This is a genomic window from Thermoflexibacter ruber (assembly GCF_900113045.1).
GTDB classification, from domain to species: domain Bacteria; phylum Bacteroidota; class Bacteroidia; order Cytophagales; family Thermoflexibacteraceae; genus Thermoflexibacter; species Thermoflexibacter ruber.
On record NZ_FONY01000005.1, the window covers coordinates 1 to 24228 of the forward strand.

General features: G+C 38.5%; 13 protein-coding genes. 5 read left to right on the top strand and 8 right to left on the bottom strand.

The features are described 5' to 3' along the window. The 4 genes from BM141_RS03755 to BM141_RS03770 form a co-directional block, all read left to right on the top strand. The coding region (locus BM141_RS03755; protein ID WP_143090789.1) for a T9SS type A sorting domain-containing protein at positions 1 to 429 on the top strand (429 nt) is incomplete at its 5' end. Between the two features lie 177 nt (positions 430 to 606). Continuing rightward, the gene (locus BM141_RS03760) at positions 607 to 8388 is read left to right on the top strand and encodes a lamin tail domain-containing protein (protein WP_091540286.1); all 7782 of its coding nucleotides are present in this window, start codon (positions 607 to 609) and stop codon (positions 8386 to 8388) included. A 254-nt stretch (positions 8389 to 8642) separates the two neighbouring features. After that, entirely contained in the window at positions 8643 to 9887 is a 1245-nt protein-coding gene (gene rocD, locus BM141_RS03765) for an ornithine--oxo-acid transaminase (protein ID WP_091540288.1), read from the top strand. 144 nt (positions 9888 to 10031) lie between these two features. After that, positions 10032 to 11249: a cysteine desulfurase gene (locus BM141_RS03770; RefSeq protein ID WP_091540291.1), complete on the top strand. Its 1218-nt coding sequence runs from the start codon at positions 10032 to 10034 to the stop codon at positions 11247 to 11249. Here BM141_RS03770 and BM141_RS03775 read toward each other — a convergent pair. The 5 genes from BM141_RS03775 to BM141_RS03795 form a co-directional block, all read right to left on the bottom strand. Next, positions 11246 to 12064: a hypothetical protein gene (locus tag BM141_RS03775; RefSeq protein WP_143090790.1), complete on the bottom strand. Its 819-nt coding sequence runs from the start codon at positions 12062 to 12064 to the stop codon at positions 11246 to 11248. The two genes, BM141_RS03770 and BM141_RS03775, sit on opposite strands and share 4 nt — an antisense overlap. A gap of 109 nt (positions 12065 to 12173) precedes the next feature. Beyond that, complete coding sequence (locus BM141_RS03780) at positions 12174 to 13079, bottom strand: EboA domain-containing protein (RefSeq protein WP_091540297.1); 906 nt, start codon at positions 13077 to 13079, stop codon at positions 12174 to 12176. A gap of 131 nt (positions 13080 to 13210) precedes the next feature. After that, on the bottom strand, positions 13211 to 15607 hold the full coding sequence (locus BM141_RS03785; RefSeq protein ID WP_091540300.1) for a glycoside hydrolase family 95 protein: 2397 nt from the start codon (positions 15605 to 15607) through the stop codon (positions 13211 to 13213). 31 nt (positions 15608 to 15638) lie between these two features. Further along, positions 15639 to 16358 carry a 1-(5-phosphoribosyl)-5-[(5-phosphoribosylamino)methylideneamino]imidazole-4-carboxamide isomerase gene (gene hisA, locus BM141_RS03790; RefSeq protein WP_177217253.1) on the bottom strand — a complete coding sequence of 240 codons (720 nt, stop codon included), beginning with the start codon at positions 16356 to 16358 and terminating at the stop codon, positions 15639 to 15641. 40 nt (positions 16359 to 16398) lie between these two features. Further along, complete coding sequence (locus BM141_RS03795; RefSeq protein WP_091540307.1) at positions 16399 to 16908, bottom strand: LysM peptidoglycan-binding domain-containing protein; 510 nt, start codon at positions 16906 to 16908, stop codon at positions 16399 to 16401. A gap of 82 nt (positions 16909 to 16990) precedes the next feature. Here BM141_RS03795 and BM141_RS03800 point away from each other — a divergent pair, with 82 nt between their 5' ends. Beyond that, positions 16991 to 17686 (top strand): SDR family oxidoreductase, encoded by a 696-nt coding sequence (locus tag BM141_RS03800; RefSeq protein ID WP_091540309.1) that lies wholly within the window; start codon positions 16991 to 16993, stop codon positions 17684 to 17686. Between the two features lie 89 nt (positions 17687 to 17775). On the opposite strand, the gene BM141_RS03805 is transcribed toward BM141_RS03800, so the two are convergent. The 3 genes from BM141_RS03805 to BM141_RS03815 form a co-directional block, all read right to left on the bottom strand. Continuing rightward, a complete protein-coding gene (locus BM141_RS03805) occupies positions 17776 to 19269 on the bottom strand; it encodes a RagB/SusD family nutrient uptake outer membrane protein (RefSeq protein WP_091540312.1) in 1494 nt (497 codons plus the stop codon). A gap of 83 nt (positions 19270 to 19352) precedes the next feature. Then, on the bottom strand, positions 19353 to 23018 hold the full coding sequence (locus tag BM141_RS03810) for a SusC/RagA family TonB-linked outer membrane protein (protein WP_091540316.1): 3666 nt from the start codon (positions 23016 to 23018) through the stop codon (positions 19353 to 19355). A 64-nt stretch (positions 23019 to 23082) separates the two neighbouring features. Beyond that, positions 23083 to 24150, bottom strand: coding sequence for a FecR family protein (locus BM141_RS03815; protein WP_091540319.1), 1068 nt, complete (start codon positions 24148 to 24150; stop codon positions 23083 to 23085). Positions 24151 to 24228 lie beyond the last annotated feature (78 nt).

Consider the following 24228-nt stretch of genomic DNA (forward strand, 5'->3'; position numbering starts at 1 on the left):
GCTATCGTCAGAGAAACTACCGTCAATGTCAGCGATGGTACGCTCAACATGAGTTTTATCCCTTCGGCAGATAGACCTTCGGTGGCAGCGATTGAGATTATCCAAGAACCTACCTCAAGTACAGCAAGAGTAGAAGAAAGCAGTGTAGCATGGAAAGAGGCTATTACAGCCCCTCTCATAAGTCCCGAGATAAAGGTGTATCCTAATCCGTTTAATGAGCAGTTTACTATTGAATTTCAAGATTTTATCTCTGGGAAGGCAAGGATAAGGCTGTATAACAGTTTGGGGCAGACCATAGAGGAAAAAGAGGAATGGGTAGGCATCAGTGGTAAACAGGAAATCTCTGTACCTAAACTTTCGGAAGGAGTGTATTTCTTAGAAGTGCAGACGGAAAAATGCTATAAGATAATAAAAGTGATAAAATTATAAGATTTACTTTACCTAATAAAATCATTCCTCTGATATTCAAATACATATCAGAGGAATTTTACTATTAAGCTACTTATAAAATAAACTTTTGGGGAAATATGAACTCTAAAACTCAAATATTTTTACTATTTTGTGCTAAGTTTCACAATAGTATTAACTCATTATAGCAACAATCTTATGAAACCTATCTTCAGAAGCACCTCCTATTGTCTTAGACAAATACGCTTATTTGCAAAATATATCTTGTTATGTATTTTATTACTTTTTCCCTATCTCTCTCACGCCCAACTCGTTACTTATTCCTTTACAGGGGCAGCGGGCAATGAAGTTACTTTCCCACCTGATAATCAGCCTACCAGTGGAACAGCAAGTAATATGAGTAGAGGCTCAGGTTTGACTGCCTCTGCCTCAGCAAATACTTTTTCCGCAAGTGCATTTTCTACTATGGGAATAGATTTAAATGATTATTTTACTTTTAGTATTCAGCCTAATACAAGTTTTCAACTCATTATCAATCGGATAGAGTTTGATGAACGCCGTAGCCTGACAGGGATTCGCACCTTAGCAGTCAGGTCAAGCAAAGATGCTTATGCAACGGACTTGGCAGTTTTCAATGTCCCTGATGATGACCTTACTCGCACTCAAACTATTAATTTAGTGTGCTTTACAAGAATTACAGCCAATACTACCTTCCGAATTTATGGTTATGCCTCCGAAGCCGCAGGAGGAACTTGGCGAATTGATAACGTAAAAGTTTTTGGAAGTATCATTCCTCTGACTCCTCCCCACCCTATTATTACTAATTTAGAAGTTATTGACAATCAGAATCTTGAACTGACTTTTAGTGAAGAAGTAGAACAAATCTCTGCCCAAACCCCCACTAACTATTACCTCAACGGAAATACAGCCAAAAATCCCAACTTAGCAGAGAGAAATGTTAGTAATTTCAAAAAAGTAAAATTGACCTTTGCTACTCCCTTTCCTGACAACATAATGCAAACACTGTCAGTGATTAACGTCAAAGATTTATGCAATTTTGCAATTCCTTTGGCTACCCCTCAAACGCAAAACTTTACTTTCGTACCTGATACTTCTCCCCCAGCTATTACAGGAGTTACTGTATTGAATTTGAATCAGATACGAGTTAAATTTTCTGAAAATGTAAACTTGACTACCGCTCAAAATGCAGCCAATTATTTTTTGAATGGAGGCATTGGCTCACCTACTTCTGCAGTTCGCAATCCATTGGATAACAGTGAAGTAACGCTTACTTTTGCTAATAGTATGACCATTCTGCAAAACTATATCCTTACCGTTACCAATGTGCAAGATAACGCTGGAAACGCTATTATTTCCGAAACTTTTAACTTTGTCCACCCTGACATTTACCCTCCTCTTTTAGTGCAATTGAAAGTTATTTCCCAAAACTCTATTGATTTGATTTTCAATGAAAACTTAGACCAACCTTCTGCCCAAACCTTAGCCAATTACAATATTGCAGGTAATCCACTTTTGACTGCTTTATTGGATAATATACAGAAAAATATTGTACATTTGTTTTTTTCTACCAACTTCCCTGAAAACTCCAATAGGACTTTAAACATCAACAATATCAAAGACTTAGCAGGAAATACAATTAGCCCAATCGCCCAAGTTTTCCAATACGACACCCGCAGACCTACTTTGGATTTAGTAGAGTTTTTAGGCACAAACCAACTCATTTTGACTTTTTCCGAACCCTTAGACCCTATTTCTGCTCTTGTTTTTAACAACTATCAGTTTACAACTCCTTCAAATTCAGTGCTTTTACCCACTGCTACAGCTTTTGTTAGTTCTTCCCAAGTTCGCTTGACTTTTCCCTACACTTTTCAGCAAGGAGAAACTTACAACCTCAGAGTTGCCCAAATCAAAGATTTGGCAGGAAACATTATGACAACAAGAAATGTCAGCCTTTCTTTTGATGTGCAAGCACCTAACCTGCTTAATTTAATAGTTTGGAAAAACTTGAAAATGATAGAGTTGCGCTTTTCAGAACCTTTGGAAAAAATCAGTGCAGAAACAGCAAGCAACTTCTCTATCAGTAATTTAACAGATATGACTGCGCCTTCTCAGCCTACTTCTGCCTTGATTTGTGTAGATAATCCTACTATTCTCTACCTCAACTTTGCTACTGCTTTGACCAATGACAAAGATTTTTCACTGACTATCAGCAATTTAAAAGACTTGTTAGACAATACTATCATGCCTATTTCTTCTAATTTCAATACTATAAAACCACGATTGGCAAAAATCAAAGTTTTGGACAAAGACAAGATAGATTTGTATTTTTCTGAGTCCGTACTCCCTGCTTTAGCAGAGGAAGAGAATAACTATCTCATCAATAACATTCCTCCTTCCTTAGCTAATCTTGATGCCACAGATTTATCCTTAGTGCATTTGACCTTATCACAAAATATGGTCTTAGGAAATAGCAATACCTTACAAATCAAAAATATAGAAGATATAAATAGCAATATTATTGATTTGAGCAATACGAGTTTTACGTATCAAAATTTCGTCAGCCAAGTCGTAGTAAGGTCTGCCAATTTGCTTGATGTCATCTTTTCTCAAATCGTTCCTGATGTGCTTTCCGCCAATACAAATTTGTACTTTTTAAATAATGACCCAATGCGAAAAGCGGCGGGTGCGGTCTTAGACCAAAGCGACAAACACATAGTCAAATTGATTTTTGCAGAAAATTTTGCCCCTAATACTACTTATCAACTTACATTGGGAGGTTTTGCCTTGAACTGCGGAAATTACTTACCTGTCCAGACTCACACTTTTAGCTTAGATACAAGTATTCCAAGAGTAATTAGCGTTTTGTTCAATTCTCCTACAGAAATAGAGGTAACTTTCTCAAAACCAATAGAAAAGAACTCCGCAGAAGCGATTAATCACTATACGATTTCCAATAGCATTGGCTTGCCTGCAAGCGTCAGTTTGAAAAGTAGCGATACTAAAACGGTAGTGCTAAGATTAGCTAACCCTTTGCAAATCAATGTAAACTATACGCTTACTGTGCAAAGCATCAGGGACTTATTGGGCAATGTGCTTATTTCTCAAAACTTTTTTTTTGCTCGCCCTGCTGTACCTAAATACGGGGAACTCATTATTTCTGAGATATTTGCAGACCCTACCCCCAAAGTTGGCTTGCCAGAAGTGGAGTATTTGGAACTGTATAACAACTCACAAATTCCTTTTGAACTCAACGGAATCAAGTTGGAAGATAGCGGCGTGCAAAGACCCATAAGTAAAGAGCAAATCCTTCCAAATGAGTTTGTTATACTCTGCGCCGCAAGTCAAAAAGCTATTTTTGAACCTTTTGGAAAAGTTGTTACGGTTTCTTCCATGAGTTTGACCAACTCAGGAGAAGAACTCAAACTCATAGACCCCGATAATAACTTGATTTATAAGGTAAACTACTCAGATACTTGGTACAAAGACAATCAAAAAAAAGAAGGAGGTTGGTCTTTGGAAATCATTAATCCTAACTCAACCTGCGATGAGTCAAGCAATTGGATAGCTTCCCAAGACGAAAAGGGGGGAACGCCTGCCAAAGAAAATTCTGTTTGGAAAGAAAATCCTGATAAAACTACTCTCGAAATCAGCAAGTTGGAAATCATAGATTTGAAAACACTAAAATTGACTTTTTCTCAGAATTTGGATAGCTTGACTTTGGTGAATAAAAACAATTATCAAGTTTCCAACATCAACCTCTCTAATCTTATTTTTCAAGCAAAAAATGCTGTAAACTTGCAATTTTTCAATAACTTAGATAGTGCTACTTTGTATCAATTAGAAATCAAAAATGTGAAAGATTGTGCAGGAAATGTGCTAAACACAGTCGTAGGGTTTGGCATTGGGAAAAGAGCAAAATTGCACGATTTGGTGATTTCAGAAATCATGGCAAATGAAATCTTGCCTACGCCCACTACTGAGCCAAGAGTACCACAAGCGGAGTATTTGGAAATTTACAACCGAACTAACTCGTTGATTATGTTAGGCAATCTGATTTTGAAAGATGCCACTGCCGAAATCAAAATGCCCAATACTTTCATCAAGCCCAAAAGCTACTTGGTGCTTACAAGTACCACAAAAGCAAGCCTTTTCAATGATAAAAATGTGATTGGAGTTACTTCTTTTATCACCTTGAACAATACGGGCGAGGAGTTAATCATCAAAGATAGTAGTGCTAACAACGTAATTCACAGCATAAACTACACAGATGCCTGGTACAAAGACGAGGAGAAGAAAAAAGGTGGTTGGTCTTTGGAAATGATTGATACAGAAAACTTTTGCGTTGAATCTGCGAATTGGAGAGCAAGCACTGCCCCCCAAGGAGGTACACCTGCCAAGTCTAATTCTGTTCTTGGAAAAGTGCAAGATAATACTCCTCCACAAGTTACTTCTTTTGCTATTCAAAATGATAATCAAATTGTGCTAACTTTTAGCGAGTTGATAGAAGAAAGTAGTTTGAGAAATTTACAAAACTATGTCATTAACAATGGCTTATCGGTCAGCACTATTACCATAGAAAGTCGCCAAAAAGTAATTTTAAATCTCCATCAGAAAATTAATGCCAATATGATTTATGAGTTGAAAATCAATGGCTTAAAAGATTGTGGAGATAATAACTTGACTTACAGCACTTCTTTTGGTTTAGGTCGCTTGCCTTTGAAAAATGAAATTCTCATCACAGAAATTTTTGCAGATGAAACCCCACAAGTAGGCTTGCCTTTGGTAGAATACTTGGAAATCTTCAATAATTCCAATAGCGCGCTGACTTTGAATGGTTTACAATTGAGTGATGCTACAAGCACTGCTCGCTTGCCTAATGTAATTTTGCAACCACAAGAATATGCTGTTTTGTGCAGTAATACTCGGATTGATAGCTTTTTACGCATCATTCCAAAACCCAAAGTGATAGGAGTAAGCAGTTTTCCAAGTTTGAACAATACAGGAGAACTGCTTACTATCAGCAGAATAGATAATAGAGAGGTTATTCATTTTGTTAATTATTCAGATACTTGGTACAAAGACGCAGTAAAAAAGCAGGGTGGTTGGTCTTTGGAAATGATTGATATTCACAATATTTGTGGAGAAGAAGAAAATTGGACTGCCTCTATAGACCCTTTGGGAGGCACACCAAGTCGACAAAATTCTGTATTTGCTTCTAATCCTGACATTACGCCTCCCCAAGTAAGCAATCTTAGTTTAATACAAAATCCAGACGAGCAGTTGCAAGTTATTTTTTCTGAAAAAATGGATACGCTTACTTTAAAGCAATTAGAAAATTACCAAGTAAGTAATTCATTATCAATTAAAAAGTTGGAGTTGGTTGATGAGAAAACAGTGAGATTTACGATTGATAAGAAAATAGAGGACAATTTGCTTTATACGTTGAGTGTTAAAAATGTGAAAGATTGTAGCGGGAATTTGATAGAAGAAAGTAATTTGACCTTTGGCAAAGGGAAAGCACCCAATTTTCACGAGTTGCTGATAACGGAAATCATGGCAGACCCTACGCCTGTGGTAAAACTCCCTGAAAGAGAATACGTTGAGATTTATAATAATACAGAGGCGGTTTTAAATCTTGCTGATGTCTATTTTCATGACGAAAGCGCAAGAATCAGATTATCAGGTATTTTACGCCCAAGAGAATACGTAGTGTTATGTGCTAATTCGGTGTTGAAAGAGTTTGCTATACTTTTCCCAGACAGGCGTTTCATTGGTTTGTCATCTTTGCCTTCTTTGACCAATGCAGGGGAAAAATTAGAGTTAAGAAACGGGAATGGAAATATTTTATTTTCAGTAACTTACAACGATACTTGGTACAGAGATGAGGTAAAAAAACAAGGTGGCTGGGCTTTGGAAATGATAGATACGAACAATCCTTGCGGGGAGGCAGAAAATTGGACGGCTTCGGAAAATCCTTTGGGAGGAACACCCGCCTTGCAAAACTCTGTCAAAGGTTCTAACCCTGACCTTACACCTCCTATGGTAAGTGAATTGATAGTACAAAATAGTACAATTTTGACCTTGCGGTTGAGCGAAAAAATAGATAGCCTTTATTTGACTAAAATTGAGAATTTTGACTTTGCCCCTACTTTGAAAATTAAGCAGATTGATGTGCAGAGTGAAAAAGAAATCAATTTGATTTTAGAAACTCCTTTACAAGTAGAAGTACAGTATAGCTTACAAATCAAAGAATTAAAAGATTGCAGTGGGAATACACTTACTAATTTATCTTTGTCTTTTGGTTTAGGAAGTGTACCTGCTTTTCAAGAAATTATCATTACTGAGTTTATGCCTGACCCAAGTCCTGTGGTCAATTTGCCAGAAAGTGAATACTTGGAAATATACAATTCTACTACAAAAGTATTGAGTTTAGGAGGCATGGCTTTGACTAACCAAACGACCTCTACAAAATTGCCTTTTCAAGTGCTTTTTCCCAAAGAATATGCAGTTTTAGTTCCCAATAGTGCGGTTGCAGAGTTTAAAAGGCGATTTCCTTCTGCAAAGGTCATAGGGCTTTCGCCTTGGGTGAGTTTGCCCAATAACAGTGGGCGACTGACCTTGCGGAATAGTCGTGGGCAAATGGTTTTTGACCTTGCTTATTCCAGCGATTGGTACAAGGATATAGAGAAAAAAGATGGTGGTTGGAGCTTGGAAATGAGGGACTTAGCTTCTCCTTGTTTGGAAAGTGTAAACTGGGAGGCAAGCAAAGACCTAAATGGAGGCACTCCTGCCAAAGCAAACTCTGTAAGCACCACAGTATCAGACAATACCCCACCTGCTTTGCTAAGGGTAGAGGCTGTGAACAACTCTCAAATTCGCTTAATTTTTAATGAAAAGTTGGACAGTTTGAGTGCTGTAAATGCTCAATACCAAGCAGATAATAATTTGAAAATAAGCAAAATACAATTTGATTATTTACTACCTTACCAAGTAAACTTGACTTTTGAGCAAAATTTTGAACGAAACAAACTTTATACGATTGCTGTGAGAAGCATCAGGGATTGTAGTGGTAATGCTTTGATAAACAGCACGCAAGCCCAATTTGTTTTGCCAGAGCAAGGGCAAAAAGGAGATGTGCTGATAAACGAAATTTTGTTTAATCCCCCTACTTATGGGGTAGATTTTGTAGAAATTTACAATATTTCTGACAAGTACCTCAATCTGCAAAATTGGCGTTTGGGCAATGCAAGCACTAATCACGTGATTTCCAGAGAGATTTATATTTTCCCACCTAAGACTTATTTGGCTTTGACGAAGGATAAAAAGCAACTCAAATCACAATATCCACAAGGAGTTGATAGCTTGTTTTTAGAAATGTCCTCTTTCCCAACTTACAATGATGATAGCGGCACGGCAATTTTATACAATGACTTAGTCGAGGAGTTGGATAGATTTGATTATCATAAAGACTTTCATTTCAGGTTATTAGACGATAAAAATGGTGTTTCTTTGGAACGCATTAGCTTTTCTGCCCCTACGAATGACCGCCAAAATTGGCACTCAGCTGGCTCGCCTACCTTTGGTACTCCTGCGTATAAAAACTCGCAAGCAAGACCTGATAATGCACCCCGCAGTTTGGCAAACGAATGCTTTACGCTTGAAAATAAGGTGTTTACGCCTGACGGGGACGGCTTTCAAGATTTGCTGTTCATCTATTATACTTGCAATGCCACCAATGTAACCGCCAATATCTTCATTTTTGATGCACAGGGACGCAGAATCAAGACCTTAGCCCAAAATCAGCTTATTTCGGCAAGTGGTTTTGTCCAATGGGATGGAACTGATGATAGCTACCAAAAAGCAAGGGTGGGGCAGTATGCTATTTTTATAGAACTCTTTGATTTGCAAGGGAATGTGCAGAGGATACAGCTAAATGCAGTGGTAGGAGCTAAGTTTTAGCCACGAATTGCTCTCGATACGAAGTATAAATTTGCACAAAGAGGGTTGTAGCCACAAATTGCTTGCGATGCGAAGTATGAATTTGCACCAAGAGGATTTTAAAGCCACGAATTACACGAATTTGCACGAAGGAGAAAAATAGTATCTGCAAATAAATGATAGTGAAAAGAAGTACCTGAAATCATGTTTGTCAAATAAAAATGCTAACTTTGTGAGGTGTTTAGTAAATTTTTTACACTTATAAGTAATACATTATGTATCAAACAGTTACCTCAAGCCAAGAAGCAATCGCATTAGAACATCAATATGGTGCTTTCAATTATCATCCTCTACCTGTAGTACTTTCCAGAGGCAAAGGAGTTTATCTTTGGGACATAGAAGGGAAAAGATATTTTGACTTTTTATCAGCATATAGTGCTGTGAACCAAGGACATTGTCACCCACGCATTATCAACGCTTTAACTGAGCAAGCCCAAAGACTTACTTTAACTTCGCGTGCTTTTCACAATGATGTATTGGGCAGGTATGAGCAGTTCATTTGCGAATACTTTGGCTATCAGCGTGTTTTACCTATGAATACTGGGGTGGAAGGTGGAGAAACGGCGGTCAAACTTTGTCGCAAATGGGCTTATGAAGTAAAAGGTATTCCTGCTAACCAAGCAAAAATAATTTTTGCAGAACGCAACTTTTGGGGAAGAACCTTAGCGGCGATTTCCTCCTCTACAGACCCATTAAGCAGGCGTAATTTCGGTCCTTTTATGACAGGTTTTGAGGTGATTCCTTACAACGATTTGAGTGCTTTGGAAAAAGCTTTAGAGGATAAAAACATAGCAGGCTTCATGTTAGAGCCTATTCAGGGAGAAGCGGGGGTAGTAGTACCAGACGAAGGATATTTGAGAAAAGCATACGAACTCTGCAAGGCTAATGATGTATTGTTTATAGCTGATGAGGTTCAAACAGGGATTGCACGCACAGGAAAGTTGCTCGCTTGTGATTATGAGGAAGTTAAGCCAGATATTTTAATTTTAGGAAAAGCACTTTCAGGGGGAGTTATGCCTGTATCTGCGGTCTTAGCCAATGATGAGATTATGCTGACCCTACGTCCGGGAGAGCATGGTTCTACTTTTGGGGGTAATCCTTTGGCTTGCGAGGTAGCTATGGCGGCTTTGAATGTAGTAAAAGATGAAAAATTGGCAGAAAATGCTTCCTATCTTGGTGAAATTTTCAGGACAAGAATGAATAAGTTGGTAGAAAAATCTGATTTAGTTGTTTTAGTACGTGGAAAAGGCTTGCTTAATGCTATTGTTATCAATGACTTACCTACCAGTCAAACCGCATGGAATCTGTGTTTGAAAATGAAAGATTACGGCTTATTGGCTAAACCTACACACGGTAACATCATTCGCTTTGCTCCACCCTTAGTCATGACAGAGGAAGAACTGCATGAGTGTTGTGATATTATAGAAAAAGCTGTATTGGAAATGGAAAAAGAAATGTAAAAATACTTGATTTTCAATGTATTTTAGCGATTGTTTTCTTTTTCTGAAACAATCGCTATTTTTCTTAGGGTATTTTTATGTAGAAGAGAACAAATCCTTTTAAGTAATAGTTTGTTATTTATAATCATTCCAAAGACATCATATATGTTAGACATACATCAAATTCGCAAACAATTTCCTATTTTACATCAAGAAGTCAATGGCAAACCCTTAGTGTATTTTGATAACGCCGCTACTTCTCAAAAACCTGCTCACGTAATTGAGGCTTTGACCAACTATTATCAAGGATACAATTCCAATGTGCATCGTGGCGTACATCATTTGGCAGAAAAGGCTACCCATGCTTTCGAGGAAAGCAGGGAAGCGGCGCGCAGATTTATTAATGCAGGTTCTTTGGAGGAAGTAATTATCACCAAAGGGACAACCGAAGGAATAAACTTGGTAGCTAATGCTTATGGTCGGGCTTTTATTGATGAAGGAGATGAGATTATTATTAGCACTATGGAGCATCACTCTAACATCGTGCCTTGGCAGATGCTCTGCGAAGAAAAAGGAGCAAAATTAAAAGTCATACCTATCAATGATGCAGGAGAGTTGGACATGGAAGCCTACGAAAAGATGCTCAATGAACGTACTAAAATTGTAGCTGTTGTTTACATTTCTAATGCCTTAGGTACGATTAATCCTGTCAAAGAAATTATCAGATTGGCGCACAAAGCAAAGGCAGTAGCCCTCATAGACGGGGCGCAAGCAAGTCCGCACCTGAACGTAGATGTGCAAGACCTTGATGCAGACTTTTTTGTATTTTCTGCTCATAAGGTTTACGGTCCAACGGGGATTGGTATTTTATACGGCAAAAAGGCAATTTTGGAAAAAATGCCTCCCTATCTGGGTGGTGGAGAGATGATTAAAGAAGTTACTTTTGAAAAAACCACTTACAACGACTTACCTTATAAGTTTGAGGCTGGTACGCCCAATATTGGAGATGCCGTTGCCTTGAAATATGCTTTAGAGTTTGTAGAAAATGTTGGTAAAGACAATATTGCAAGGCATGAATACGAACTGCTTACCTATGCTACCGAACAGATGCAAGATATTCCTAAAATCAAAATCATAGGTACAGCTAAAGAAAAAGCAGGAGTTATTTCCTTTGTTGCTGAGGGCATTCATCATTTTGACTTGGGCATGATGCTCGATGCCAATGGGATTGCGGTTCGTACAGGCAATCATTGCACCATGCCTTTGATGAGTAGATTTGGCATTAGCGGTACAGCCAGAGCTTCTTTTGCCGTTTATAATACCAAAGAAGAAGTAGATATTTTTGCCAAAGAGCTTAAAAAAGCCATAGAAGTAATGAGTTAGTAAGGAAGAAATCTTAACCTGATTTCTTCGCCTATGTCTTTGGCTTTCAAGAGAAAGTGTACCCTTAGCCCGATAGTAGGTGTTAAAATGTTAAGTTTTCTATCGGGTTTTATTTGCTTACCATCTTTATCAAACTGTGCCAAAGCAAAAAAATAGTCTGTTTCATGGATAAAAAATAAGCCCACACTCCACTTAGGGTTCAAGAAATACGCTACCTCTGCCTTGAGGCGAGTTTGGTCTATGCGGCGTTTGTTTTGAGGAACAGAAGGATTGCGCCAGTCAAACCAAGTCATGAGTTCGTAGGTCAAAGACGGTCTAAGTATATTGCCATTTCCTAAGACAAAATTATGTGCTAAGCCAGCTAAACCAGAGAATCTACCTTGATTTTCAAGGGTTTTTGATAGATAGCTAACTTGTTCTACTCCAAATTGTTTGAAAAACTCTACTTCACCAATTTTTCCAGAGTGATTCAAATAGATTTTGGAAAAAAAAGTATCAAAGCGTTTTTCCATGACATATCTACCTGAAACTCCTAAGTTCCATTGATTAGAAAAGCGAAACTCGTAGCCCAAAGTATGTTGCATTAAGTATAGAGGAGCAACACTTAAATTTTCTACTAAGGGCGAAGTGCTGTATTTGAGGTTACTTTCTGCAAAAAGCATACTTCCATTTTTAGAAAAGTACTCAAAATTAAAATTAAACCAATAGGAAGTGGCTTGGATAGAACGCTCAGTTGGCATGACTTGAGCAAATGAATAAAGGACAAGAAGATTAAAAATCAGAAAGATAGGGAATTGTCTTATGAGTTTAGCCATATATTTTCAAATTTCTTTTCCATTTATTTACGAGATTTTTTTAATTGTGGTTGTGTAAGACAAGATACAAAACTACAATTAACATCTTTGCTCAGCATGTTCTTTCTTTTTATTGGTTTGCTTCGTGCCACTGCTCTGAAATACTTTCCCAAGAAAACTCTCCTTTTAAGGCTTTTTCTTTCAAATCCTCCATTCCTGTCAATAATTCCTTAACTTGCGCATGACTGCTTTCCAAGCATACCAACACTAAGGCTTGTCTTTGCAAAATATCATTGCTTTCTTTGAGTTTTTCTAAGTCTTTTAAGATGGTATCATTGATAAAATGTACCACAGGCATCCATAGCTCGGGGGTAACTTTGCGACCTGCTGCCCATCTCTCATGAGCAAAATCGGAGCAGATTTGGGCTAAAGTCGCATTGGCTCTTTGCTTGATGCCTTGGATTTGATAGATTTTTTTCCCTGTAAAAATGGCTTTTAAAAATAGTTGATTCCAAGCATTTTCATCTAAAAACTCCGCAGGGAAGGGATTATTAAGGGCTACCGCCTCAAACACGGGAGCCATATTGGTTCTGATGCCTTCCGTGCATTGATAAATATATTTTTCTGGGAAAGGTAAAAGTGGCAAAGCGGCGTAAAGAGCTACCAGCTCATTTACTTCGGCAGTTTGGAATACTTTGCTTAGGATAGATACGTGATTTTCTGCATTTTCTGTCGGTAAGTATAATACAAAAAGTATTCTTGTTGTTCTGTCTATTGTCCAATTTTTGAGAGTAAAGCCTTTGCGGATAGCGTTTGCTTCTGACTCTTCCATAGGACTAAGATGTAAATTTTGCTTTCCTACAAACCGCGGTGCAGAGGTAAAGGCAATATAGAAGTTTTGGGTAGAAAAACTATTAGCAAGTAGATGGATTTTCTGTTCTATCCAATTTTTAGCTTTTTCATCTACTTGTCTTACAAGAAGTTGATACAAAAAATTTCTTGCTTCAATTATGTCAGTTTGAAAAGTAGGCATCATTGTTTTTTAAAATGTAAGTGTATTTTATACAAAATTAGCTGTTTTCAAACATACCTACAAGTTTGGAATATCCTATTAGCTAATTAATTCTGTTAATTAGCTGATAGGATTGACTGACTTACTTATGCCTCTTACCATACCATTTCCATTTTTTTTCCTGCTTTCAAGGCAATAGTCTTTTTTTGGCTGCCATAAATGAGGGTAGTCGTTCCGTCTCTTTTAGCATAGACTGTTGTTTTTTTAAGTTTACTATTTTCCCAATCCATGCTTACCTCAAAACCTCCTCTGGCACAAATTCCTTTGACTGAACCACTTTCCCAAGCATCTGGCAGTGCAGGAAGCAAGCGAATCTCGCTTTCGCTGGATTGCACTAACATTTCTGCCACTGCCGCCGCACCTCCAAAATTGCCATCTATTTGGAAGGGAGGGTGAGCATCAAAAAGATTAGGATATGTTCCCCCTCCACCTGAATACTTCGGTCTTATGCCGTCAGGTTCTACGTAGTTGAGTAATTCTCGGTACATTTTGTAGGCACGATTTCCGTCCCAAAGTCTTGCCCACAGGTTGATGCGCCAGCCTTTTGACCAGCCTGTGGTTTCATCTCCTTTGATTTCTAAGGTTTTGCGACAAGCGGCGGCTAATTCAGGCGTTTTCTCTGGGTTGATATGGTGAGCAGGGTAAAGCCCAAATAAGTGCGATTGGTGGCGGTGTTTGGGTTCGGGGTCTTCCCAATCATGATACCATTCTTGCAAGTTTCCTTTTTTCCCAATTTGGTAAGGATAAAGGCGAGCAAGGGCTTGCTCCAATTTTTGACGAAAATCGGCATCTGTGTTCAGAATTTTGGCAGCCTTGATAGTCTGGTCAAAAAGTTCTCTAATCATTGCCAAGTCAGAAGTAGCCCCATACAAGGTTGCTCCCTCGTAGCCGTCATGGGTGCGGTAGCGGTTTTCAGGCGAAGTTGATGGCGAGGTAATCAAATTTCCATTTTTATCTTCTACTAACCACTCTAAGCAGAATTGTGATGCTCCTTTCATGAGGTCGTAGGCTTCATTTTTTAAGAAATTTTCATCTTTGGTAAAAATATAATGCTCCCACAAGTGCGTACTGAGCCATGCGCCTCCCATGTTCCAATTTGCCCAAACGGGGTCGCCTTTCCCAAAATCACCTACGGGATTGCTCATCGCCCATATATCCGAATTGTGGCAAGCCGCCCAACCGCCTACTCCATAAAAAGTTTTCGCTGTAATTTTTCCTGTTTGGGCTATATTTTTGATAAAACTTAAAAATGGAGCGTGCATTTCAGAAAGATTGGTATTCTCAGCCAGCCAATAGTTTTCTTCTGCATTGATGTTAGTGGTGTAGTTACTGCTCCAAGGAGGGCGAATGTAGGGATTCCAAATTCCTTGCAGGTTGGCAGGCACGCCAAGAGTACGAGAACTGCTAATTAACAAATAGCGACCATACTGAAAGTACAATATCTCTAAATTCTTGTCTTCCTTGCCTGTTGCATAGCGTTTGAGGCGTTCGTCAGTAGGCAAATCAGGGGCTTCAGTCCTGCCCAAATCTAAACTCACTCTTTTATAAAACTGCTGATAATCTTGTAGATGCGACTTTTTGATTTGTTTAAATGATTTTTTCAAAGCTTTTGCCATTTTTTCGCTTGCTAATGCCTCATCATTTACTCCTTCGGTGGCTGGATTTTTGTCAAAACCATTAAAACTTGTGGCGATAGAAATAAAAACGAGTGCTTCCGTTCCGTCTTTGAGTCCCAAAGTGCTATCAGTGCTAACGATTGCACCGTCTGTAGGTTGGATTTTGATTAAGGTAGTAAATCGAGTACCTCTACCTTCTTCGAAAACTACGGCATTGGGTATATTTCCTCTATAATTGGGTTCGGCTTTGATAGGAGCGTAGCCCTTAGCTTTCAAGATTTTATCAGTTACAATAACTTTATTTCTAAGCAAGCTATTAAACTTCACCTCAAAATTTAATGTGCCTTTTTTGCTACTTGTGAGCCTAATAAGCATGATTTGGTCGGGATAAGAAATGAAGTATTCACGAGCAAACTGAACGCCATTTACCTGGTAATTTACTTTTGAAATTGCCTCTCCCAAATTGAGTTCCCGATAATAATTGCTGGCGTTGCCTTCATGTTTAAAATCTATAAACATAGTCCCAAGTGGGGCGTAAGATTCTGAGAACTTACCTTGTAGCTTTTTATTGAGTTCGTCAGCTAATTTGTAATCCTCATTTCTAAGTGCCTCCCTAATGGCAGGAACGTTTTTGTATGCCTCTGGATTCATGTTAGGATTGACAGGTTCGCCAGACCAAAGCGTGATGTCATTTAGGAAGATTTTGTCAGAAGCCACACCACCGAAAACCGAAGCCCCCATTTTTCCATTGCCTAAGACCAAAGTTTCCTCAAAATACTGTGCTGCTTGTTTATACCAAAGCGTTTGGGCAGACTGGGAATAGCAAATGAAGCAAGTGAAAAAAAATGGAACGAATAGATAAAGTGTTTTTTTCATATTTGTAGATAGGAATAAGCTAATTTGGGTACTAATTAATCAATATTTTTAATTCTTCCAAATTAATTTTATTTTCATAAAGGGCTTTGCCTACTATCGCTCCTTTCATGCCTATATTTTTGAGGTCTATGAGGTCTTGCAAGTTACTTACTCCCCCGCTTGCTATCAAAGAAGCATGAGGTAGGTTTTGTCTAAGGTGTTTGTAAAGTTCTATAGAAGTGCCTGCTAACATGCCGTCTTTGCTTACATCTGTGCAAATAACATATTTTACTCCTTTTTGCAAATACCCTTTAATAAATGAAGTAACAGTGATGTCTGAGGTTTCCTGCCAGCCACTTATCGCTATTTTGTCTTCTTTGACATCTGCCCCTAAGATAATACGCTCAGCTCCATATAGTTGTAACCACTTTTCAAACAAGGCAGGCTGGCGTATAGCAATGCTTCCCCCTGTAACCTGAGCCGCTCCACTATCAAAAGCCAATTTGATGTCGTCATCTGACTGCACCCCCCCTCCAAAATCAATTTTTAGTTTAGTATTTTTCGCAATATTTTCTAAAACTTTATGATTGACTATTTTTTTTTGCCTTGCGCCGTCTAAATCAACTAAGTGTAAGCGTCTTAAGCCCGCACTCTCAAACTGCTGAGCTACTTCCAGTGGATTTTCATTGTATTGTTTTTGTTGGTTAAAATCTCCTTGTGAGAGTCTTACACACTTCCCATTGATGATGTCTATGGCAGGAATGATGTCCATGATAGTTTTTTGATTAGGTTTTATAGAAATTTAAATAAAATTAATTTTTACGTGGAATAGGAATCACAATTACTTGGTCAGCCCAAAGTTGTTTAGGATTCTTGATTTTGTTCGCTTCAATGACTTGCAGGCTTTGTAATCCATATTGCTTAGCTATTTTTTCTATAGTTTCGCCTTGTTTTACTCTATGCAATGCTCTAATACGCACTTTCAATTTTTGGTTTTCAATAATTTTATCGTCGTCAAGTTGATTGAGTACTTTTATTGAGTCTATACTCATATTAAATTTTTCTGCAATTTTACTCAAGACTTCATTTTTACTTACACGATAAGAATAAACGATAGAATCTTTGAAATCAGCAAGATAAAGAGAATCAATAGGGTTGTTGTTTTGAGTTGAATCTACGGGAATAAGCTTTTTTCTTTTCCAAGGGGGATTGGTCTGTAACATGATGTCAATAGTAAAGTATGCCACCAAAGCAACAAAAGCCACAGTGATAAATAGTAGTGTTTTCTGTTTTTTGGGTTGAGGAGTATTTACTGTTTCCAAGATAGATTATTGTTTAAACTTTTGGATTTACTGATTTTTTTCACAAATTTACAATAACAAATCTAAATCATACAAATATACCATGATTGTAGTTACAGGAGGTACCAAAGGAATAGGTAAGGCTATCGTAGAGAAGTTTGCTTCTCAGGGTATCAATGTGGCAACTTGCTCACGCACTAAAAGCCAACTTATAGCACTACATAGCGAAATAGAAACCAAATACAATGTCAATCTGCACTACTTAGAAGTAGATATGTCAGAAAGACGCGACATAGATATGTTTGTCAATTATCTTCGCAGTTTTGACGAACCTATAGACGCAATCATCAATAATACAGGGTTTTATATAGCTGGTCAGTTGCATACAGAAGACGAAGGCATCTTAGAATCCATGATGCGCACCAATGTATATAGTGCCTATCACCTTACACGTGGTTTGGTAGAAAGCATGATAGAAAGACAGCAAGGACATATTTTTAATGTTTGCTCTGTGGCAAGCATTAAAATTTTTCCTAACGGGGGTAGTTATAGCGTGTCTAAGTTTGCCTTGTATGGCATGACCAAACTCTTTCGCGAAGAGCTTAAAGAATATGGTATCAAAGTTACAGCTGTACTTCCGGGTGCAACGCTTACTTCCAGTTGGGACGAGAACCAAGTCAGTCCTGAGCGATTGGTAAAGCCTGAAGATGTGGCAGAGGCTATCTTTACTGCTTATGCGATGTCAGCTTCCTCAGTAGTAGAGGAAATTATTATTAGACCTCAGTTAGGGGATTTGTAAAAGAATAACAGTTACCTAATAAAGATAACTGCTATCTAACAAACAAAATTGAATGAAAACTAACGTAGATATGATTAGAGATGAAAGAATTAATAGCCTGGATTCTGCTTTACATTAGGATTTAAGTCTATTTCGTTCAATGGAATAGGGTAAAGCAAATTTTTGCTTACATCAAATCTGGCATCAGCCCGAGCAGAGCTAAAGTCCCAATTTGCTAAATTGATTTTTCCTGCGGCGTGCCAACGCTTCAAGTCAAGCCAACGATGCCCTTCTTCCCCTGCTAACTCTATAAATCGCTCGTCCATAATCCATTGCATAATTCTATTTCGGTCTGCTTCGCCTGTATTCCTATTGGCAGGGACGGTGCCAGAAGGGTTCATATTTCTCGCTCTGGTGCGTACTTGGTTGATTAAACCAATAGCTTCAGCCGTAGAGCCTCCAGACTCCAAAATTGCCTCTGCTTTGAGCAAAAGCACATCAGCATAGCGTAAAATACGCGGATTGTTTACTGAAGCTACCCCAGACTGAGAGTATTGGTTACGTGCTACATATTTTCTAATGTCATTGCCTTGTAGAGTAATTGCCCTACGCGGGTCGTCTGTTTCAAAAGCATTTCTCAATTTTTGCGTAGAATAATGGTAGGGTTGTCCAAACAAACTCCAATGGTTTTCATAATAGCCCCAATACGCCGAGGTAGAACCCACATTATTATCAAAGTCATTGGAAAGCCATACATTGTCAAAAGAAGGCTGGCTGGCTTGAAATTCAAATAAGGACTCTTCATTGTTTTCTTTGTCAAAGGCAAAGTTGTCCCCAAAGTTTGCCACCAATGACAAACCTGAAATCTTATTGAAAGCAGCAACCGCAGCAGTAAAATCAGCTGTTGATTTCTTGTAAGAGCCTCTGAATACTAAGGCTTTTCCTAAAAATCCATTAGCTGAGTTTTTGGTAACACGTCCTCTATTTGCAACGTCCCAACGGTCAGGAAGTAAGTTAGCTGCCTCTGTAAAATCTTTGATGGCTTGGTCTAAGAGTTCTGTATCTTTGGAACTTGGGTTAGTAGTTTTGTCAGTAGATTGGACACGCTCAGTGATGACAGGCGAAGTACCATAGTAGTTAAACAACAAAAAGAAAGCATAACCTCTTAAAAACAAGGCTTCGCCGCGATGTATTTCTTTCAATCCTGGTGTTCTATATACTCCATCTTTTACTGTATTGATTTTGTCCAATAAAGTATTGGCTCTATTTACTATTTGATAAGCTACCCTGTAGAAAGTATTTAACCTTCCCTCAGCAGGTTGCAAGTTAAAAAATACTTCATAGGCATCTGTTCCTGTGGTAGTAATATCGTCCCCGGGTAGTTGCCAAAAGCCATGAATAGGATTGTTATTATTAAACCAGTAAAAGTCCGTAAGTTTGGCATAAACGCCCAAAGAAGTGCGGTCAAAATCAATTTCTTCCGTAAAGAAGGAAGCCTCTGTAGGATTGAGAGGTTGCAAGTCCAAACGGCTTTCATTGCAGGCAGTATAAACGCCAAAAGAAAGCACAAAAACCAAAAAGAGAGTGATTCTGTAATTTTTCATACGTTTTTATTTTTAAAATCTTGTAGTAGGAATCTGGAATTAGCATAACAACATTCCAAACTCCTAAGAAATAATTTGTATAATTAAAATGTTGCAGATAAACCAAGCATAAATGTTCGTGCAGGTGGTAGTATATCATTTTCTGGGTCCGGACCTGTCCATCTGGTAAAGGTAAATACGTTTGTTCCACTAATAAATACCCTACATCTGTCTATTACTCCTGTTTTACTCATTAGACTTCTGGGTAAGCTATACCCCAATTGGAAGTTCTTTAATCGCATAAATCCTGCATTTTCTACCCAACGACTTGAGAATCTGTTATTTCCTGCGGGGTCGTTGCGTACTGCTCTTGGCATAGTGGTAGAAGGATTTTGCGGAGTCCAACGGTTCAACACTGTAGTCCATTGGTTTACTCCCGTGCTGCTCATGCTTTCTCCTCCCCAACGTTCTCCATTGATTTTCTGCACATCGCCAATACCTTGGAAGAATATAGACAAATCAAAATTTTTCCAATTTGCACTTAGATTGATACCATAGAAATAACCAGCTATGGTTTTTCCTATATAAGTTCTATCAAAAGCATTTACCACATTGTCTGGCTCATCGCTGTATGTTTTCCCGGGTTCGGTGGGTGCGCTACGCACATCCTCGAAGTACATATCACCAGGCTTAAAGTTATTTCCGTTATTGGCATCACGCTTCGTTGCTGTCCAAGCATTAATTTCTTCTTGGCTTTGGAAGATACCCCCTACTTTATACCCCCATAAGAAAAACAGTGGATAGCCTACTTCTATCCTTCCGCCTTCACCACCAAAGGGCTGGTCTCTAAATACGCTAATAGTTCTGTTCCTTACCGTAGTTAAGTTACCACCTATGTTAAAGGTAAAATCTTCACCAATTTTTCCATTGTATCCTAATTGTAACTCTACCCCGCTATTTCTTACAGAAGCAATATTAAGAATAGGTTGATTTTCATTTCCTACGCTTGCAGGAAGTTGTGAGCCTTGCAAGATACCTGAGGTCAATCTACTGTAATATTCAACGGTTGCTGTAATCTTATTATTTAAGAAAACACCGTCAAACCCTACATTGGTGGTGCTTGCCACCTCCCAAGATAAATCTACTACAGGAAAATCAGGCAATCTTACCCCAAATCGCAAATTTCCTACTGCATTACCAGCCCCAGAGCCTGTAGCATAGTCAGGCGTAGTGGAAACACTGGACAAGAAAGCAAATGAAGCCGTTTCTTGATTTCCTAACTGCCCCCAACCCCCTCTTAGTTTTAAGTCATTGATGAAAGTCAGGTCTTTCATAAAGTCTTCTCGGCTAATTCTCCATGCCAAAGCAAAGGAAGGGAAAGTACCCCACTTGTACCCTGGTGCAAAGCGAGAGCTTCCGTCCCTACGTACAGTAACATCTGCATAGTATTTGTCGGCATATTTGTAGCTAACTCTACCCATGTAACCTTGTAGCCTATTGATGTTGCGGAAAGAGCCTGCATTAGAGAAAGGAGGAAGGTTATTGATGTTTCTGAACAGAGGGTCAGAAAATGGTATCTGTCCAGAAGAAGCCTGCAAAAAGTCATACTTATATTCTTGGTCCATGGCATTCAAAATCACATCAAAGCTATGGTCTCCAAAAGATTTGTTGTAAGAAACACTAAACTCTTTCACAAAATTAGTATTTCTTGTATGTCTTTCTCCATATCCTCCTTTTGATGTACCGTCATTACCAGAGTAGGGATTGCCTGGCGTTTGCGAGAACAAATAATTGTTAAAGTCATTCCAATCGTTTCTTTTATTGTAATACCAGTCAGCACTGAATGTACCTCTAAATTTCAATCCTTTTACAGGCTCCATTTGCAAATAGGCTGTTCCCATATTCCTCAACATATTATAGCGGGTATCATTGAGTGCTTGTTGAGCGAAAACATTATTGTTCGTTTCTACACCCCAAAGTAGTGTAGGGTCACCATCAAAGACTTGGGCAGGAATAGGGAGTAAGAACAAAGGTCTTTGTGTATTTTGCCCTAACTCAGGATTAGGTCTAAACCTTGCGCTAATGGAGGGAGCGAAACCTGTGGGGTGAGTAGGGTCAAAAATTTGCTGCCAAGGCGAAGTTCTTGACACATATCCTAAATCGGTACGCGTATTGTCTAAAGCATTAATGTAACCTAAGCGGTAGGTAGCTCCTACTTCAAATATTTTAGAAATATTGCTTTTCACATTGGTTGCAAAAGAATAACGCTCCATGTCGTTCTGAACTAAGGTGCTTTGGGTTCTTCCATAACCAGCAGATACATAGTAAGTCGTCGCATCATTGCCTCCATATACTTTGGCACTATAGTCTTCTGTGATGGCATTTCTTTGGATAAGTGGTGTCTGCCAATCTACTGTAGGTCTATTGCCTAAAAATGCTGGACTTTGAGGGTTAAACTCTGGCGGAAGGTTCTTAGCTTCATCAGGGTTATTGGCATAAGCCTCTTGATATAGGCGAGTATATTGGTTCACATCAAGCATATCAAATTTCTTTGGAATATTCTGCACCCCACGAGAAGCGTTAAATTCTACTTTAGGTCTGCCTGATTTTCCTCGCTTTGTAGTGATTAAAATTACTCCATTGGAAGCACGAACTCCGTAGATAGCGGCAGCAGAAGCATCTTTCAATACAGAAATAGATTCAATATCGTTAGGATTTATCAAGTTTAGTACGTTCACATTGCCGCGAATATCTCCTATTAAGCCACCGCTTACGCCATCACCAAACTCAGTAAGAGGAATTCCATCAACTACATACAAGGGTTCTGCATAGCCAAAGGTACTTACTCCACGAATACGCACTTGTGGACGTGCATTAGGGTTGCCGCCGGGTGTAGATACAAACACCCCTGCCATTCTCCCTTGCATAGATAACTCTGGCTGCATCGCTACACTTTTAGCTATATCTTCTGCCCCAACCACAGATACTGCTCCCGTCAAATCCTTTTTATCTCGTTCCCCATACCCAATGACTACTATATCCTGCAAGGTTTTCACATCTAAAGCCATTTTGACATCAATAGTAGTGCGATTTCCAATTTCTACCTCTTGAGTAGCAAAACCCACATAAGAGAAAACCAAAGTAGTCGTGTTATCAGGTACAGAGAGGGAATATTTACCTTCGGAATCAGTAATAGTACCTACATTTGTTCCTTTGGCAACAATGTTTACTCCGGGAATAGGGCTATTGTCTTCCGCTGACGTTACTGTACCCGTAATACGTTTTTCTATTCTCAATAACTCCCTCTTTATACCTGCATTTAGCAAAGGCAAGGTGCTTATTTCCAAAGGAGTAAAAACCGAAGAGGCTGTATTAGGAATTTCCTTTATGTTCTCTTTGGGTTTTTCGGGCGTAATAATAAAGAGTTGGCTTTCCATCTGTTGATAACGCAAGCCCAAAGGCACAAGCAGGTTTTCTAATACTTGCTCTATTTTATCGCTTTGCGGAATAGTCGTTACAGTAAGTTTATCTGCTTTTACCGTCCCTGCATAAACAAAGCGAACATTGTACTTGCTTTCTAAATTTTTAAGTACATTTTTCAGACTTTGTACGTTTTCTTTTTTCAAATCTCCTACTTGATAGCGGAGAGAAAGGTCATCTTGGCGACGTGCCAAGGTTTGTGCTTGCAAACTCGTCTGCAATAGGAGTGCAAACGCCGTGATAAAATAATAAAATCTCCAATTGGTTTTGTAAAGTAATTTCGTTTTCATATTTACACACTGTTTAGTTTATAATTAAAAAATCATGTGATAGTCAGAAAAAGGACTTCAACAGCTATCTTTTCCGAGAAAAAATAACTTCTTTGTCCCTTTTTTCTATTTTTATATCCAAAGCGGTAGATAGCACTTCAAAAAATAGGGTTTCGTTCTTGCAAGGAATAACCCCTGTTAAGGTTTCTTTCGCCATTTTCTTATCTTGGAACCTGACCTTTAAGCCATAAACTTCCTCTATCTTCAGAGCAATCTCCGCAAGAGGGGTATTCTCAAAAACAAACTCCTGAGCTTTCCAAGAAGTATAAAGTTCGGTTTTCACTTTTTTCTTAGTGAAGGTTTGCTTATCAGCAAACACTTCTACGATTTCATTAGGGAGCATTTCTACGGTTTGCGTTGGCTTGTTCTCTCCTTTGATATTGAGTTTTACTTTTCCCTCGTTGAGAACAACTGCTACTTGATTCTGGCGATTCCATACGTTAAATTGCGTTCCTACTACCTCTACGTCCACATTGGCAGAGTGAACCGTAAACTTTACCAAACCCTTGTTTACCTCATTTGCTTGTTTCTCTACTTCGAAAAAAGCTTCTCCATTAAGCCAAACCTCTCTACTTTTTCCCTGTTCCCAATTTTTAGCAAAGGTCAAAGTAGAATTACTGTTTAGCGTAACTTTTGAGCCATCTGGCAGGGTAATGCTTTGCGTTTCTCCGTAAGCAGTCTGATAGGTTACATTTCCTAAATAATTGGAAATGAAGAAATAAGCTAAGGCACTCAGCGTAAATAATACAAGTAATCCCGCCGCTATTCTTCTCGCTTGCGAGGATAAGGCAAAGACTTTGCGTTTTTCGGTATTTCTTGTAATTGTAAGTATAGGTTGCTTTTGTTTGCGAAGGCTCATCTGCAGCCTTGCAATCGCCTCTTGGGTTTCTTGAGCATATTTCTCAGCATTCTTATTGGGTAAAAGTGAACGCAATAAAGCAGTAGCTTCCTCAATTTGGGTTTGTTTTTCAGGGTATTTTTCTAAAAAATTTTCCCAAAATATGTCTGCGTCTTTACTTTCTTTGAAAACCCATCGCTGAAAAGACTCATCTGCGGCGAAATCTTCCGTCAGGTATGTAAGGTATTTCTCCATTGGCTTTCCTCTTATAAATTTTAATTTTGTAACTAAGAGGAAAGCAAGGAAATTTTCTAACCAAAAATTTTAAACTTT

Bases quoted from the DNA above. Each gene is read 5' to 3' on its own strand.
- BM141_RS03775 (WP_143090790.1), bottom strand. From the start codon at position 12,064: ATGGCTAAACTCATAAGACAATTCCCTATCTTTCTGATTTTTAATCTT.
- BM141_RS03805 (WP_091540312.1), bottom strand. From the start codon at position 19,269: ATGAAAAATTACAGAATCACTCTCTTTTTGGTTTTTGTGCTTTCTTTT.
- BM141_RS03815 (WP_091540319.1), bottom strand. From the start codon at position 24,150: ATGGAGAAATACCTTACATACCTGACGGAAGATTTCGCCGCAGATGAG.
- BM141_RS03780 (WP_091540297.1), bottom strand. From the start codon at position 13,079: ATGATGCCTACTTTTCAAACTGACATAATTGAAGCAAGAAATTTTTTG.
- rocD (WP_091540288.1), top strand. From the start codon at position 8,643: ATGTATCAAACAGTTACCTCAAGCCAAGAAGCAATCGCATTAGAACAT.
- BM141_RS03770 (WP_091540291.1), top strand. From the start codon at position 10,032: ATGTTAGACATACATCAAATTCGCAAACAATTTCCTATTTTACATCAA.
- BM141_RS03800 (WP_091540309.1), top strand. From the start codon at position 16,991: ATGATTGTAGTTACAGGAGGTACCAAAGGAATAGGTAAGGCTATCGTA.
- hisA (WP_177217253.1), bottom strand. From the start codon at position 16,358: ATGGACATCATTCCTGCCATAGACATCATCAATGGGAAGTGTGTAAGA.
- BM141_RS03785 (WP_091540300.1), bottom strand. From the start codon at position 15,607: ATGAAAAAAACACTTTATCTATTCGTTCCATTTTTTTTCACTTGCTTC.
- BM141_RS03810 (WP_091540316.1), bottom strand. From the start codon at position 23,018: ATGAAAACGAAATTACTTTACAAAACCAATTGGAGATTTTATTATTTT.
- BM141_RS03760 (WP_091540286.1), top strand. From the start codon at position 607: ATGAAACCTATCTTCAGAAGCACCTCCTATTGTCTTAGACAAATACGC.